This window comes from Rhizobiaceae bacterium, assembly GCA_023953835.1.
In the GTDB taxonomy this organism is placed as follows: Bacteria; Pseudomonadota; Alphaproteobacteria; order Rhizobiales; family Rhizobiaceae; genus Mesorhizobium_G.
In genome coordinates this window covers 2,169,743-2,184,058 of sequence record JAMLJB010000001.1, presented here as the reverse complement: position 1 = coordinate 2,184,058, position 14,316 = coordinate 2,169,743, and the positions used below count along the sequence as shown (strand labels likewise).

General features: G+C 60.8%; 17 protein-coding genes and 1 tRNA gene. 7 read left to right on the top strand and 11 right to left on the bottom strand.

Annotation, left to right across the window (positions count from 1 at the left end):
- Nucleotides 1–93 precede the first annotated feature (93 nt).
- Both M9924_10310 and M9924_10305 read left to right on the top strand, forming a co-directional pair.
- Nucleotides 94–1,257 (top strand): M20 family metallopeptidase, encoded by a 1,164-nt coding sequence (locus M9924_10310; GenBank protein MCO5064800.1) that lies wholly within the window; start codon nucleotides 94–96, stop codon nucleotides 1,255–1,257.
- Nucleotides 1,258–1,310: 53 nt separating this feature from the next.
- Nucleotides 1,311–1,387, top strand: a tRNA-Arg gene (locus tag M9924_10305).
- Nucleotides 1,388–1,410: 23 nt separating this feature from the next.
- On the opposite strand, the gene M9924_10300 is transcribed toward M9924_10305, so the two are convergent.
- From M9924_10300 to pqqB, 5 genes are all read right to left on the bottom strand, one after another.
- Complete coding sequence (locus tag M9924_10300) at nucleotides 1,411–2,049, bottom strand: NeuD/PglB/VioB family sugar acetyltransferase (protein ID MCO5064799.1); 639 nt, start codon at nucleotides 2,047–2,049, stop codon at nucleotides 1,411–1,413.
- 76 nt (nucleotides 2,050–2,125) lie between these two features.
- The gene (gene pqqE / locus M9924_10295) at nucleotides 2,126–3,217 is read right to left on the bottom strand and encodes a pyrroloquinoline quinone biosynthesis protein PqqE (GenBank protein MCO5064798.1); all 1,092 of its coding nucleotides are present in this window, start codon (nucleotides 3,215–3,217) and stop codon (nucleotides 2,126–2,128) included.
- Nucleotides 3,214–3,513 (bottom strand): pyrroloquinoline quinone biosynthesis peptide chaperone PqqD, encoded by a 300-nt coding sequence (gene pqqD / locus M9924_10290; GenBank protein ID MCO5064797.1) that lies wholly within the window; start codon nucleotides 3,511–3,513, stop codon nucleotides 3,214–3,216. Before pqqD ends, pqqE begins: the two co-directional genes overlap by 4 nt.
- On the bottom strand, nucleotides 3,510–4,268 hold the full coding sequence (gene pqqC, locus M9924_10285) for a pyrroloquinoline-quinone synthase PqqC (protein MCO5064796.1): 759 nt from the start codon (nucleotides 4,266–4,268) through the stop codon (nucleotides 3,510–3,512). The genes pqqD and pqqC overlap by 4 nt, the downstream gene beginning before the upstream one ends.
- Nucleotides 4,265–5,194, bottom strand: coding sequence for a pyrroloquinoline quinone biosynthesis protein PqqB (gene pqqB / locus M9924_10280; protein MCO5064795.1), 930 nt, complete (start codon nucleotides 5,192–5,194; stop codon nucleotides 4,265–4,267). Before pqqB ends, pqqC begins: the two co-directional genes overlap by 4 nt.
- 831 nt (nucleotides 5,195–6,025) lie before the next feature.
- On the opposite strand from pqqB, the gene M9924_10275 reads away from it, so the two are divergent.
- The 4 genes from M9924_10275 to M9924_10260 all read left to right on the top strand — a co-directional run bounded on the left by M9924_10275 (nucleotide 6,026) and on the right by M9924_10260 (nucleotide 9,332).
- Nucleotides 6,026–6,577, top strand: a complete 552-nt coding sequence (locus M9924_10275) for a hypothetical protein (protein ID MCO5064794.1) — start codon at nucleotides 6,026–6,028, stop codon at nucleotides 6,575–6,577.
- A gap of 547 nt (nucleotides 6,578–7,124) precedes the next feature.
- Nucleotides 7,125–7,730: a CDP-alcohol phosphatidyltransferase family protein gene (locus M9924_10270; protein MCO5064793.1), complete on the top strand. Its 606-nt coding sequence runs from the start codon at nucleotides 7,125–7,127 to the stop codon at nucleotides 7,728–7,730.
- Between the two features lie 25 nt (nucleotides 7,731–7,755).
- The gene (locus tag M9924_10265; GenBank protein ID MCO5064792.1) at nucleotides 7,756–8,400 is read left to right on the top strand and encodes a 1-acyl-sn-glycerol-3-phosphate acyltransferase; all 645 of its coding nucleotides are present in this window, start codon (nucleotides 7,756–7,758) and stop codon (nucleotides 8,398–8,400) included.
- Nucleotides 8,400–9,332 (top strand): phosphatidate cytidylyltransferase, encoded by a 933-nt coding sequence (locus tag M9924_10260; GenBank protein ID MCO5064791.1) that lies wholly within the window; start codon nucleotides 8,400–8,402, stop codon nucleotides 9,330–9,332. The genes M9924_10265 and M9924_10260 overlap by 1 nt, the downstream gene beginning before the upstream one ends.
- A 6-nt stretch (nucleotides 9,333–9,338) precedes the next feature.
- Here M9924_10260 and M9924_10255 read toward each other — a convergent pair whose 3' ends face one another.
- The 3 genes from M9924_10255 to M9924_10245 are packed head-to-tail and all read right to left on the bottom strand — an operon-like array spanning nucleotide 9,339 to nucleotide 11,185.
- Nucleotides 9,339–9,629, bottom strand: coding sequence for an N-acetyltransferase (locus M9924_10255; protein ID MCO5064790.1), 291 nt, complete (start codon nucleotides 9,627–9,629; stop codon nucleotides 9,339–9,341).
- Nucleotides 9,626–10,252 carry an alpha/beta hydrolase gene (locus M9924_10250; GenBank protein ID MCO5064789.1) on the bottom strand — a complete coding sequence of 209 codons (627 nt, stop codon included), beginning with the start codon at nucleotides 10,250–10,252 and terminating at the stop codon, nucleotides 9,626–9,628. Before M9924_10250 ends, M9924_10255 begins: the two co-directional genes overlap by 4 nt.
- Before the next feature lie 3 nt (nucleotides 10,253–10,255).
- A complete protein-coding gene (locus tag M9924_10245; GenBank protein ID MCO5064788.1) occupies nucleotides 10,256–11,185 on the bottom strand; it encodes a VOC family protein in 930 nt (309 codons plus the stop codon).
- Nucleotides 11,186–11,371: 186 nt separating this feature from the next.
- On the opposite strand from M9924_10245, the gene M9924_10240 reads away from it, so the two are divergent.
- Nucleotides 11,372–12,919 (top strand): alkaline phosphatase family protein, encoded by a 1,548-nt coding sequence (locus M9924_10240; GenBank protein MCO5064787.1) that lies wholly within the window; start codon nucleotides 11,372–11,374, stop codon nucleotides 12,917–12,919.
- A 48-nt stretch (nucleotides 12,920–12,967) separates the two neighbouring features.
- On the opposite strand, the gene M9924_10235 is transcribed toward M9924_10240, so the two are convergent.
- From M9924_10235 to M9924_10225, 3 genes are all read right to left on the bottom strand, one after another.
- Nucleotides 12,968–13,516, bottom strand: coding sequence for a PRC-barrel domain-containing protein (locus tag M9924_10235; GenBank protein ID MCO5064786.1), 549 nt, complete (start codon nucleotides 13,514–13,516; stop codon nucleotides 12,968–12,970).
- A 102-nt stretch (nucleotides 13,517–13,618) separates the two neighbouring features.
- Complete coding sequence (locus tag M9924_10230; GenBank protein MCO5064785.1) at nucleotides 13,619–13,789, bottom strand: hypothetical protein; 171 nt, start codon at nucleotides 13,787–13,789, stop codon at nucleotides 13,619–13,621.
- 78 nt (nucleotides 13,790–13,867) lie between these two features.
- Entirely contained in the window at nucleotides 13,868–14,314 is a 447-nt protein-coding gene (locus M9924_10225; GenBank protein ID MCO5064784.1) for a hypothetical protein, read from the bottom strand.
- Nucleotides 14,315–14,316: the final 2 nt, after the last annotated feature.

The window sequence follows — 14,316 nt, the reverse complement described above, 5'->3', positions numbered from 1 at the left end:
TCGGCTTGGGTGCTATCTACCTTATATGATGTGAAAATGGCAGTCGGTTTGCGGCTCGATATTTTCTTTGCCCAATGAAATGTGAGTGAAATCATGCCGGTAATCAATCGCGCCGCGGAATTGCAGCAGGAAGTATCCGAATGGCGACGTCATCTGCACCGCAATCCCGAACTCATGTTCGACGTTTTTGAAACGGCGGATTTCGTGGCCGCCAAGCTTGCAGAGTTTGGTTGTGACGAAGTGGTGCGCGGATTGGGGCGCACCGGCGTGGTCGGTATCATCAAGGGCGACAAGGGCGAGGGCGAAACTGTCGGGCTGCGGGCCGACATGGATGCGCTTCCCATTACGGAGACGACCGGCACGCCCTATGCTTCGAATGTGGCCGGCAAGATGCATGCCTGCGGGCATGACGGCCACACCGCCATGCTGCTCGGCGCAGCGAAATATCTCGCAGAAACCCGCAACTTCGCGGGGCGCGTGGCGGTGATCTTCCAGCCGGCGGAGGAAGGCGGCGGCGGCGGAAACGAAATGGTCAAGGACGGCCTCATGGAACGCTTCGGCATTTCGGAAGTGTTCGGCATGCACAACATGCCCGGCCTGCCGGTAGGACATTTCGCGACGCGGCCTGGCCCGATCATGGCGGCGACCGCGGAATTTACCATTCATGTGCGTGGGCGGGGCGGCCATGCGGCCATGCCGCATCAGAGCAACGATCCGGTGGTGATCGCGGCCCAGCTCGTGACCAGCCTGCAAACCATCGCCTCGCGCACCACAAACCCGCTGGACGCCGTGGTCGTTTCCGTCACCAAGATCCATGGCGGCGACGCCCACAACGTCATCCCCGAAAGCGTCGAACTGGCCGGAACGGTGCGCACGCTGCGCGAAGACGTCGCCCGGCGCACAGAGGCGCGGATGCGCGCGATCTGCTCAGGCATCGCGGCCGCCAACGAAGCGGACATCGATTTCGAATTCGATCCCAACTATCCCGTGACCAGCAACCATCCCGAGCAGACCGTATTCGCGGGCAATGTGGCGGCTGAAATTGCCGGCGAACAGAACCTCAGCCGCTCCATGCAGCCCCTGATGGGCGGCGAGGATTTTTCCTACATGTTGCAGGCACGGCCCGGCGCCTTCATTTTCATCGGCAACGGAAACAGCGCCAGCCTCCATCATCCGGCCTATGATTTCAACGACGAGGCAATCCCCTTCGGCATCAGCTACTGGGTCCGCCTCGCGGAAGCGGCGCTCGCTCGATAGGCTCAATCAGGGCATTGTCGAGCGCCGCCGAAGCGGTTATGTGAGTGGCGCGTGGTCCCGTAGCTCAGTAGGATAGAGCGGCAGATTCCTAATCTGTAGGTCACAGGTTCGATTCCTGTCGGGATCACCAGTATCCCCGATCCGGGATGCGAACTACGAACCGACCTTCCGGATCATTCTGGCTGGATTGCCCACCATGACGCTGCCTTCGGGACAATCGCGCACGACGTTCGCAGACATGCCGAGCAGGCTACCCGCGCCTATGCTTATGCCATTCTTGATGGTGCTGCCGCTACCGACATAAGTTGACTTGCCGATCTTCACACTGCCGGCAACCACGACGTGCGAGCCGATAATGCAATAATCGTCCACGACAGCGTCGTGATGGATGACGGAATTTGGAAGAACGATGACGTGGTCGCCAATCGAAGCATTCGAGGGAATAACAACGCCGGGAAGAAGCAATACTCCTTTTCCGATCGATGACAGGCTGGAAACGAAGGCACTTTCGTCAACTATGGTGGCATATCGATCGATCGGCAGATTGAACCCCTGAAATATCTTTTCCCGGATCGAGAACGTATTTTCCGACCCGATGATGGATATCACCTTTGCATCCGGGAAATCATCGAGCGCAGCACGTGACTTGATAGGTATACCACACAAATCGCCGCCGACTTTCGCCGGATTGTCGTCAATGAAAGCAACGATCTCAAATCGCGACCTGATTGTGTCGAACGCATCGAGTGCATTTCCACCGCTTCCCAGGACGATGAGTGGAGATTTCGCCATTGCGCGTATTCGATCCTTCGGGCTGCATTCAGCAAGATTGGGCGGTGCCAGAACGCATCATGGTTAGCAGGCCGACCTAGAAAACGCCAATACGGCGATAGGTGATGTCCGCCGGTTCGCCGGATGAACTCAGCTTCGCAAGGTCGACGATCCTCTCATGCAGCAGCGATTTCGAGCAGGCCGGATCGGTGGCGCTCGCATCGCCCGCCAGGAGCATGGCCTGGCACCGGCAGCCGCCAAAATCGATCTCGCGCCGCTCGCAGGAGCGACACGGCTCCTGCATCCAGTCAAAGCCCCGGAAGGCGTTGAACGCCTCGGAGCGGTCCCAAATGTCGGCAAGCGGGCTTTGCCCCACATTGTCGAAAACAAGATGCGGGATCGACGCCGCCGCGTGGCACGGCATCGCCGCCCCGTCCGGCGCGATCATGAAGGCGTCGCGCGCCCAGCCGCCCATGCAGGGCTTGGGGAAACGCGCGTAGTAGTCCGGCGCGACGAAATCGATTGCAAGCGTGCCGCGCAGTTCCCGCTGCGCGGCCTCGATCATCGCGGCAACGCCCATGACTTCATCGCGCGCCGGCATCAGCGCCTGACGATTGAGCAATGCCCATCCGTAATATTGGATGTTGGCGATCTCGAGCCGTTCCGCGCCGAGCGTCAGGGCAAGCTCGATGAAACCTTCGACCTCCGCCATGTTGCGGCGATGGATGGGCGCGTTGATGGTCAGTGGCAGGCCGGCGGCGCGAACCTGCGCGGCGGTGGCGAGTTTCTTCGAATGCGCGCCGCGATGATTGCCGATCATTTCGGTGGTTTCGGGCAGCGCGCCCTGAAAGCTCAATTGCACATGGTCGAGGCCGCTTCGTGCAAGTTCGTCCATCAGCCCATCGCGCACGCCCACCCCGGCAGTGATGAGGTTGGTGTACACGCCGCGCCCGGCAAGTGCTGCGACCAGTTCGACCAGATCGGGCCGAAGCGTCGGTTCGCCGCCTGAAAGATGGATTTGAAGCACGCCGAGATCGGCGGCCTGCCCGAACACGGAAAGCCATTGCCGTGTGTCAAGCTCGCGATTGGCCTTGAGCAGTTCGAGCGGATTGGAGCAGTAGGCGCATTGCAGCGGACACCGATGCGTCAGCTCCGCGAGTATGCCGATCGGCGGGCCGGGAGCGCTCATAGTTGCAACACCATCCGGTCCGACCAGTCCTGCGCGAAGGCGATGACATCGGCCTCGATCTCACCCGCATCGGCGTCGTACTGGCCGGCCAGCACGCTCGACATTTCGGCAATCGAGCGGCTGCCGTCGCAAAGCCGCAGGATGGACAGGCTGGCTTCGTCGGGCCACAGAACCTTTTCCGGCGAAAGCAGTGCCCACGCGCCGCGTACCGCATCGTAATGCAACCGCACATGGCGCGGCAGGCGCGGCCTGCTCGCGCTGCCGGCAATCGAACGGGATGCCGCTAAGCGGTTCATCCCGGATGGTCCTGCGGAACGAACGCCCCCGGCGCGGGCAAGGCAGGCTGCACATAGGCGAAGTGCAACGCATCCAGCATTGCCCACAACATGTCGCACTTGGCGACCAGCGCATCGACGGCTGACTGCTGCTCCTCGATGGTTCGCGCATGTTCGACCACATAGCCAAGCGCGAACTCCGCATCTCGGGGCGCCTGCTGCAAGCGGGGCGTAAAATAGGACAATGTGTCCTCGGTCACGTAGTCGTAGCGTTTGAGAATGGCGGGCACGCGCTCGCCTATGACCCTTGGTGAGAAAAGCTCGGTCAGAGAGGACGCGATTGCTTCGAGCAGGCTGCACTTCTCGACAAGCGTGAGATAGGCACCCACCGCAAAGCGGGTGGCCGGCAATGCAAGCCTCTGCGATTTCACCATGTCGACGTCGAGGCCGAGACCCGTGGCAAGGCGCAGCCAGCGCTCGATGCCGCCCGGTTTCGTGCCGTCGCCGTCATGGTCGATGATGCGCTCACGCCACGCTACGCGCATGGCGGGATCGTCCAGCCGCGAAAGCACGATTGCATCTTTCCTCGGTATCGCCGCCTGATAGCAATATCGGTTGAGCGCCCATGCCTGCATCTGCCCGCGCGTCAGCTTTCCCTCGACCATGAGCCGGTGGAAGGGATGGTTGATGTGATAGCGCTCCTCGCCCACCTCCCGCAGCAGCGCCTCAAGCTGGCCCGGCCGCAGGATGCGATCCACCTGGAAAGGGCGCTTCACAGATCCACCTCCATGCCGTCGAAGGCGACAAGCCAGCCTTGTTCTTCAACCAGCCTGCGCTCCGGCGAGGCGCTGTCCAGTATAGGATTGGTGTTGTTGATATGAATGTAGCAGCGGCGAACGACAGCCAAATCCGCCAGCGCCGCCAGCGAACCGTCCGCTCCACCGATGTGAAGATGGCCCATGCGCTGCCCGGTCTTTTCACCGACACCCGCTTCGGCCATTTCGTCGTCGCGAAAAAGCGTCCCGTCGAAGAAGAGCAGGTCGGCACCTTCGATCCGGCGCCTCAGCGCCGCCGTGACCGACGCGCAACCTGGAATGTAGTGCAGCTTCTTGCCGCCGCCGACCGCTGAAATGGCCACGCCAACCGTGTCGCCTTCATCCGCGCCGAAATCCCTGCCCGCTTCGCCGGTCTCCAGATAGAGCGCGACCTTGCCCGGCACGCCGTAGAGTTCGACTTCGAGCAGCGGGCGACCGTCCACGGCCTCGATGATCGCCGGCCGGTCGAGCGCAATCGGAATGCGCCGGACAAAGGCCGGGTCGAGCACGCGAAAGACCGGATTCTGCTCGATAACCTCCAGCACGCGCTCCGTGGCATAGAGATTGAAGGGCTGACGCTCGCGAAGGCTCAGTAATCCGGCGATATGGTCGATATCGGCGTTCGTCAGCACGATGGCCTCGATCGGACTGGCGCGCAGCGGGCCGTCCGGGTCAGGTTGCAGTGAGCGCGCGGCGGCGATCTGCTGGCGAATGTCGGGCGATGCGTTGAATATGACCCACCCGTCCCCGCTGGAAACGGCAATGCTCGATTGCAGCCGAACGGGAACATCGCCATCGCCGATCCGCGCGCGGTGGCTGTAGATGTAGTTACAATTCCACTGGGGCACCCCGCCGCCCGCGGCGGAGCCCAAAACCCTGACCCGCATTGCAGATCAGGCGCCCGCTGCAGAGCCGACCATGAAAGCCGGGAGCCTGCAACGAGCGCCCGTGTCTCTGTCTATTTCTTTTCGAGTTCCGACGACTGATAGCGAGAAATCTCGAAGCCAGCCGAAACCTGACACATTTGCGGCTTGGTCCAGGACTTTTTCATCGCATTCCTCCACAATGAAATTTCAAAGTGCGGTGCCCAACTCAAGTTAGCACCATGGGAAGGCGGGGCAAGTGAAAAAATCAGTCAGTTGGTAGCGCCGAAATTTGACGTCACGCATCTCGCGATTCGCATCGAACTCTCATATGCTTAAAGGTGTGGAGTACTACGTCTCACATATGACACCCATTAAGCGAGCGCGTGTTCATAGAGGAACATGCTCGCACTGCAACAATGGCGAAGGCCAGCTCGGTCAAGCAAAGACCAACTCCGGCAATACCGGATGGGATGGACCGTTCCAGTCGGTAGAAGAGGCTGAGTTGTTCATGCATACGCAGTTTCCACGCTTTACAGACAAGCGAAAATGCAGTCATTGCAAACCGGGGTCAATCTCTAGATCCATCTGGCCAAAGAGCTAGAGCTCGTACTGCCGTTGTTTCGGCAATGCGATCAAAGCCATACGCATCGCCCAAACAAAGGGGGATAACAAGAACGCTTTGCGCGATCTTGTCAATGGCCACAGGCTTGGAGAAAAATCACGCACAAAGCGATGACAAGGCATTTGCAAGGAAGCCCTAGGCAGCTGGATGAGAGGTTAATTTCTCCCCACGGACGCTTGCAAGAGTTTGTGACTTGTGTCATTGTATGTAGAGAAACTGGAATCGCGGGCATGTCTGACACGCTTGTAAAGGCTTTGGATGGCGAAATCGCACAACTTGAGCGAAAGTTGGCGGCGAACCCAGACTATATAAAGCTTGCTGAAGTTCGGCGATTGCGTGCGCTCTATTTGGGTGAGCGCCAACACACTCAAATCGACAACCCGCCAGCCCCCACCGGGGTAGTGCGTCGCCCTTCACTTGTGGGCAATACTAGCCGTTCACGCACTTCAACTGAACGCCAGAAAATTGTCGACGCAGCAAAGGACTATATCAGGGAGTTTATTAACCCAACAAAAACTGCAGATATTTTTGCCTTTCTTGAAAGGGCCGGGTTCCACATCCCCGGCGAGAAACCGCAGAACAATCTATCCGCAATGCTCTCCAACTCACCCGACTTTGTTTCACATGGGCGAGCTGGATGGACGCTTGCTGAAAATGAAATCGCCGTAGACGCGGGTCATAGCCAGACAACGTCTACGGCGAATGTCGAGGACCGTCTTGATCAGGCGGTTGAACCCCACAGCGCATGGTCGGTAGAGCCCGCGCCGGGAGGTGGTACATGAGGAGATAACGATTTCCCCTAACGTCAGGGCCGGGCTGATCCCCCGGCCTTTTCGGTTCGTCATATCATACAATTAGCCGCCATTTAGTCAAGCTTTGATTTGTAGATTCAAATCAAGCTGTCGTGGTTGTTTGTACTTGGGACTGAACAATATGCTTGGCGAATGCCACCGAGCGATCCAATCTTATTGCGCTAGCAAATATCCCATACACGCCCGTCCACAATCCCGCCATACCATTCCAAGCATGAGATCGGAAGGAGCACTCGCCTAACGATTCGCGCGCACTCAGCCAAAACACTACTGGCACTTTCGGCTGGCGTGTGCCGATAAAACTTCATGCAGCCAGTTCGTTCACCCACTATCAAGTGCTGAAGCAATCAAGCCGCCAACTACCCCATATTGAAATTTCGAGTGCCACTCCAAAAATCGCGAGCGCCTCGCAATGCCCCTCCCCGGCGCAGGCATTACCCCTTCCTGATTTGAACGGCGTTCAAATTTTTGCCGCAATTCAGATGAACAAGGTTCATAAATGGCTCAGGGGGAGCATGTGCCGACGCTCTACGACATCAAGCCGGCTTTCCAGTCACTGCTGCGGCCGCTCACCCGGCAATTGGCGGCTGCCGGGATAACGGCCAATCAGGTCACGCTCGGCGCGGCTGCGCTGTCGCTCGCGGCGGGCATCGCCATCGCCCTTTTTCCGTCCGGCAGGCTGGCTCTCCTGCTACTGCCCTTGGTGCTGCTGGTCCGCATGGCACTGAACGCTATAGACGGCATGCTGGCGCGCGAGCACGGACAGGCTTCGCGGATCGGCCTTGTGCTCAATGAATTGTGCGACGTGATTTCCGACTGGGCGCTGATCCTGCCCTTCGCCGCTGTTCCGCTGTTTCCCGCCTGGGGCGTGGTTGCTTTCGCACTCACCGCCGCGCTGGCGGAATTTGCGGGGATACTCGGCGTTTCGCTCAATGCCTCGCGCCGCTATGACGGGCCGTTCGGCAAGAGCGACCGCGCATTCGCGCTAGGCTTGATTGCGGTTCTGGTCGCCTTCGGTGTTCCGCTCGGCAATCTCGCACCCATCCTGTTTCCCCTGTTGGCGTTGCTGTCGCCGGCAACGGTAACAAACCGCATCCGCGCTTCACTCGCGCAGGCAGCTTGAGGCGCATCGAATGTTCCGCGATCACATGAACAAGCTCGTCAAGAGCTGGACCAGTTCCCTGCTCGCAGGTTTCGCATGGGTTATCACCGGAGTGCGGCCGATCTGGTCGGGCAGCGCGCCGTCCACCCGGCAGCGCATCTACTACGCGAACCACGCCAGCCACGGCGATTTCATCCTGCTGGCCTCCTGCCTCCCCCGAGGCGAGCGAGCGCGCACGCGGGCAGTCGCGGCGGCGGACTATTGGGGCAGCACGCGGCTGCGTCGCCTGATTGCGAACGACCTGCTTTCGACGGTGCTGATCGAGCGCAAAGTGTCGGAAGGCGCGCCGCATCCCATGCAGGCAATGTTGCAGGTGCTGGCGGAGGGCGATTCCCTCATCATCTTCCCGGAAGGCACTCGCAATACGGACGATGCGCAGGCGCTGCTGCCCTTCCGTTCCGGTCTCTACAACCTCGCGACGGCAAGGCCGGACGTGGAACTCGTGCCCTGCTGGATCGAAAACATGTCGCGCGTGCTGCCCAAGGGCAAATTCCTGCCGGTGCCGCTTCTGTGCCGCGTCATCTTCGGCGCGCCGGTCGCACTTGAACTGAATGAGGATCGCCCGGCCTTCCTCGCCCGCGCCCGCGAGGCGCTGCTTGCCCTCGACCCTCGTAGGAAGCGAAGCACATGATGCTGAACGACTACCAACTTCTCTCGGTCGGCCTGTTTGCCATCCTTGCATCCGCGAGCACGGTATCGTTCGCTCTCAACCGGCACGCGGCGGCTCCGACGGCGACGCTCGCCAACCTGACCGAGCGCATCAATGCCTGGTGGGCGATGGTGGCGGTTCTGGGCTTCGCGCTTCTGTTCGGAAAGAACGGGCTGGTCGTGCTGTTCGCGTTGATCTCGTTCTTCTCGCTCCGCGAGTTCGTGACGCTCACCCCGACGAGGCGCAGCGACTACTGGGTGTTGATCGGCATGTTCGCCATCATCATCCCCGTGCAGTACTGGCTGGTGTGGAGCGAATGGTACGGGCTGTTCGTGATTTTCATTCCCGTCTACTGCTTCCTGCTGATGCCGGCCATGACCGCGCTCAGCGGCGATACGGAACACTTCCTCGAACGCATTGCGGCGCAACAATGGGCGGTGATGATCTCCGTCTACTGCATGAGCCATGTGCCTGCCCTGATGACGCTACCGCTGCCGGGCTTCGAGGGACGCCATTTGCTGCTGGTCGCCTTCCTGATGATCACGGTACAGGGCAGCGACGTCCTTCAGTACATATTCGGCAAGCTGTTCGGCAGGCACGCCGTCGCGCCGCGCGTCTCGCCGTCAAAGACATGGGAAGGACTGCTGGGCGGGCTGGCGAGCGCCAGCCTGCTTGGCGCGGCGCTCTACTGGCTGACGCCGTTTACGCCTTTGCAGGCCGGGCTGATCGCCTTCCTCTCCTGCTCCATGGGCTTTCTCGGCGGACTTGTGGCCTCGGCCATCAAGCGCGATCAGGGCGTGAAGGATTGGGGCCACCTGATCGGCGGTCACGGCGGCATGATGGACCGCGCGGACAGCCTGGTCTTTTCGGCCCCGATCTTCTTTCACATCGTGCGTTATTTCTGGGCTGTCTAACGAACACTACCCCTTGAGCACGTCCGCCCATTCCGGGTGACGCCGGAACTGGGCGGCGGCGAAGGGACAGAGCGGAATTATCTTCTTGCCCGCCGCGCGGGCATCGGCAATGCCGCGCTCGACCAGCTTCAGGCCCACGCCCTGCCCGCGAAACGCATCCGGCACCAGCGTATGGTCGATGATGATGGTGCTTGCGCCGCTTTTCGTAAACGTCATCTCGGCTTCGGAGCCATCTTCCCCGCGCAGCCAGTAGCGCCCCTTCGTATCGGTTTCGTCGAGCTTGATCTCGTTCGTCATTTCAAGGTCTCCTTCGATATGCCGGCTAAAAAGCTCCGCGCCGCCTCTAATTCATTCTGCCTCAGTTCGTGGCCGCCTTCGTGCCAGTCCAGCGTGACATCGGCGCCCAGCGCACGCAGATGCGCGTCGAGCCGGGAGGTCAATTGCGGCGGGCAGATCGGGTCCCGCCGCCCCGCCGTGATGAGCACTTTCCTTCCCGCAAGCGTTCCTTTCACATCGGGTTCAAAGGGAATCAGCGGATGCAGGAGCGCCACCGCGTCGAACAGGTCCGGCGCGGCGAACAGCGTCGCCGCAAGGATGTTCGCACCGTTCGAATAGCCGATGCCCAGGACCGCGTTCGGCTTCGCCGCCGCCACATGCGCCGCGACGAAGCCCTGCATCTTCCGCGTGGCGCGGGCAAGGTCGTCCATGTCGTAGACGCCTTCGCCAGTGCGCCGGAAGAACCGCGCGGCCCCGAACTCCGACACGTCGCCGCGCGGCGAAACGACCGTCGCGGCCGGAACAAGATCCTTGCCGAGACCCACGAGCTGGTGTTCGTCGCCGCCGGTTCCGTGGAACGCGAACAGCAGCGGGCCGCCCGGAGAACCGGGCGACACGATGTGCCTATAGCTGTCCTTGCTCATGACCTACGCCTCCAGAGGCTCAAGGTGCTTTTCGAGATACGGCCGCAGATGCGCGTGCTGCGCCGGGAGCTTCAGCGCCTCGCCGAGATGCGCGCTGTCCTCGTCGCGGTCGAAGCCGGGCTCGTTGGTGGCGACTTCGAACAACACGCCGCCGGGCGTGCGGAAATAGATCGCCCAGAAATAGTCGCGGTCGATCACCGGCGTCACCTGATAGCCCGTATCCATGAGCGCCTTGCGCACCGCAAGCTGGTCGGCGCGGTCTTTCACCGCAAAGGCGACATGGTGCACGGAGCCCGCCCCGAGGTCCGCGAACGGCGCGCCGGGAATGGTTTCCACATCGACAATGCCCGCGCCATTGCCGTCAGGCATGATGAAGCGCGTGACCTGACCCGATTTTTCGGACTCCTGATAGCCCATGAACTTCAGCAACTCAGCCATGCGGCCATCGTCACGCAACCGCATCGACACCGAATGGAAGCCGCGTATGGCTTCGTCAGACGGGACATCGCCGCCGGTCCACGGCTCGCGACCGTCCGTGCTTTCGACAAGCGCGAATGAATCATGGTCCGGCCCCTCGAATGTAAGCCGTGACTGACCGAAGCGTTCATCGCGCTGCACCTGCCCGGCACTTTTGGCTTTGAGTCTTTCCTCCCAATATCCCAGCGTTCCCTGCGGGACCGAAAACGCCGTTGTGCCCACCTCGCCGACGCCCCTGCGGGCACGGCCGATATTCGGAAACGGAAAATAGGTCATGACGCTGCCGGGCGTGCCTTTCTCATCGCCATAGTAGAGATGATAGACATCCGGCGCATCGAAATTGACCGTCTGCTTGACCCTGCGCAGGCCGAGCGTGTGCGTGAAGAAACGGTTGTTCGAGCGCGCATCCGACGCCATCGAGGTTACGTGATGCAGCCCTTTGATCTGGTCCAACATGATGAACTCCCTTCGGATTTCTGTGTTGCCCGAAATGTCGTCCCGGCGGCCCCGAATGAAAAGTCCCTCACCCGACGATAGACTGTCGCCGTTTTGTGAACGACATTGAGATATCGTTCATCAATAGATCATCTTGTCTTGGACCGGGAATCGCGTTCGATGGCTGCGTCCCTTGGGAGTGGATCGATGGCGCGGCCCAACCTGCTTTTCATCACATGCGACCAGTGGCGCGGCGACTGCCTGTCCGCAGCAGGCCATCCGGTCGTACGCACGCCGAATGCCGACGCGCTGGCGGGCGAAGGCGTGCTGTTTCGCAGGCACTATGCGGGGGCAGCGCCCTGCTCGCCCGCGCGCGCTTGCATCTATACCGGCCTCTACCAGATGAACAATCGCGTCTGCCGAAACGGTACGCCGCTGGATGCCCGCCACGGCACCATCGCGCAGGCAGCGCGCGCCCTTGGCTATGAGCCGACGCTGTTCGGTTATACGGATGTTTCGCCCGATCCGCGCTTTTTCGCCCCCGGCGACCCGGTCCTGCGTTCCTATGAAGGTGTGCTGCCGGGGTTTACGGCGCGCCAGCTCCTGCCGGAGCATCAAAGGCAGTGGCTGTCCTGGCTGGCCATGCAGGGTGTCAAAACCGACGCCGTGTTTCCCGACATCCATCGCCCGGCAAACGGCGACGTCGCAACGGTTTCCAAGGCCCCGCCGATCTATACGCGCGAGCAGACGCCCGCCGCATTTCTCACCGGGGAGTTCCTGCGATGGCACTCGGAGCAGGACGGACCCTGGCTTGCGCATATCTCATATCTCAGCCCGCACCCGCCCTTCATCGCACCGGAGCCGTTCAACACGCTCTACGACCCGTCGGACGGTCCGGCATTCCGCCGTGCGCCGACATGGAAACAGGAAGCGCGTTCGCATCCCTATCTCAAGCATGAGCTGGACAAGCAGAAGCGATCGAAATTCCTGCCGGGACATAAAGGCAAGGTGCGAAACCTGTCCGAGGATGAATTCCGCATCATCCGGTCCATCTATTTCGGGATGATCTCAGAGGTCGACGATCAGCTTGGGCGCATCTGGAACACGTTGAAGCAAAGCGGCGAATGGCAAAACACGATCATTGTGCTCACCTCCGACCATGCGGAGATGATGGGCGACCACTATATGCTGGGCAAGGGCGGCTATTTCGACCAGAGCTACCATCTCCCGCTTATCATTCGCACACCCTTTGGCCGAAGCAGGGCGACGGTCGACCAGTTCACCGAAGCGGTCGACCTGATGCCCACCATGATCGAACTGCTCGGCGGCATAGCGCCCGATCATCTCGACGGCCAATCTCTGAAGCCGTTCCTGACCGGCAAGCCCCCTGCTGACTGGCGCACGGCGGCGCATTGGGAGTTTGATTTTCGCGCAATCGCGAAGGGCGAGAAGAACCAGCCGTTCGGCCTGAACCCCCGCCAATGCAACCTCGCTGTGCTGCGCACGGAAAGATACAAATATGTGCATTTCGGAGGCGGGCTTCCGCCGCTGCTGTTCGATCTAAACGACGACCCCGACGAACTCGTCGACCGCGCAAGGGACCCTGCACTCGCCAGCCTGCGGCTGGACTTCGCCGAGCAATTGCTGTCTTGGCGCGCGGAACATCTGGACCAGTCGCTCGCATTGAGCGAATTGACCGAAACAGGCGTCGCCGGAAGCTTTGCCGCGCCGAGCTGGCGTTCCGGATGGCGATAAAAAAAGAGGCCGGCACTGGGCCGGCCTCAACTGGAGCTTGCAGATTGTTTAGTTAGCCGGCTGCGGTTCCTGCGTAGCCGGCGCAGCGGCCGGCGGCGTCGTCATATTGTCCGCCGGAGCAGGCGCAGTCGTCGTGCTGCCCGTTGTCGCCGGAGGCGTCGGGTCATATGGCGTCCGGTCGAACTCCGGCAGCGCCTGCAACTGGTCCTTGGTCATCGCCATGACGATCCAGCGATCACCATTTCGTTCGGTCCATTCAGCGGACTTGTAGTCCACCTCAACGTCCTTCTGGCCGACTCCGAGGAAGCCGCCGACACCAACCACCATGGATTTCACCATGCCATTGGGATCGATCACCAGATCGCTGACGTCACCGATCTTCTCGGCATCGTCGCCGGTTCCGTTATAGACGCTCTCGCCGATGATATTGGCTGCCAGCAGCCCGTCGGCCTTCATAGCCGGGGCCTCGGCGGCAGGCTGGGTCGTTTCAGCGGGCACTGCCGGCATCGGCGCGGCGGGCGCGGTCTGTTCCTGTGCGAAAGCTCCGCCGGCAACCAGCGAAGCGACAGCGGTGGTCAAAAGCAATTTGCGAAACATAGTCGTCTCCCTTCTGTAAATCGTTGCCCGACCTTCAACGAATAACCGGGCGGCGTGTATGACCAACGTCGGACTCCCTTGTGGGTTCCGAAGTTTTCCGGGTTATTGAGATCCCTGAGATTGCTCGACCGGAGTCGATGCATCGATTTTCTCGCCGTAGAACTCGAGCCCGAACCATGCGATCACGGCGAGCGCGAGACCGACGAGCAACACGACCAGCATGTGCTGGCCACGACGTCCCTGTCTTGCTTTTTCGGGTTCGATTTTAACCATCACCTTCTCCTTTCAACACCGCTGGGCGGTGTTCGAGAAGGCAATGCTCGGGAAAATGCTTGGTTCCGCCGGGCGGCTTCAATCCTGCTCGGGAGGCGGCGGGCGACGCGTGTTTTCCTTGATGATCTGGTAGGCGAGAAAGCCCACGAGCGGCGTGGCGATAAGGCCGATACCTGCCTTGCTGCGCAACAGATTGGATGCAATCGCGATGCCCGATGCGGCCGCCAGCGCGGAAATTTCAGATTTTCGGAAGGCTGCGGTACGCCTGGCGCGACGACGCGCCGTGAGCTTGAAAATCAGCAGAGCGAGCAGGGCAAGCAGTATGAAGCCAGCACCGAAACCAAGCGCGGCCTGAAGGCTACCATACCGTTCCGCCGCGAAAATATAGCCGGCTCCGACCAGAAACCCTAAGCCGCACAGCAGGCAGATGGCTGCGAATCCATAGACGAAAACCGCCAGTTTTGCCCTTCGCAAGGCGAGTTTCGTCTCGCCGGAAGCGAGGCTACCAAGCAAGGCGGCAAGCATAT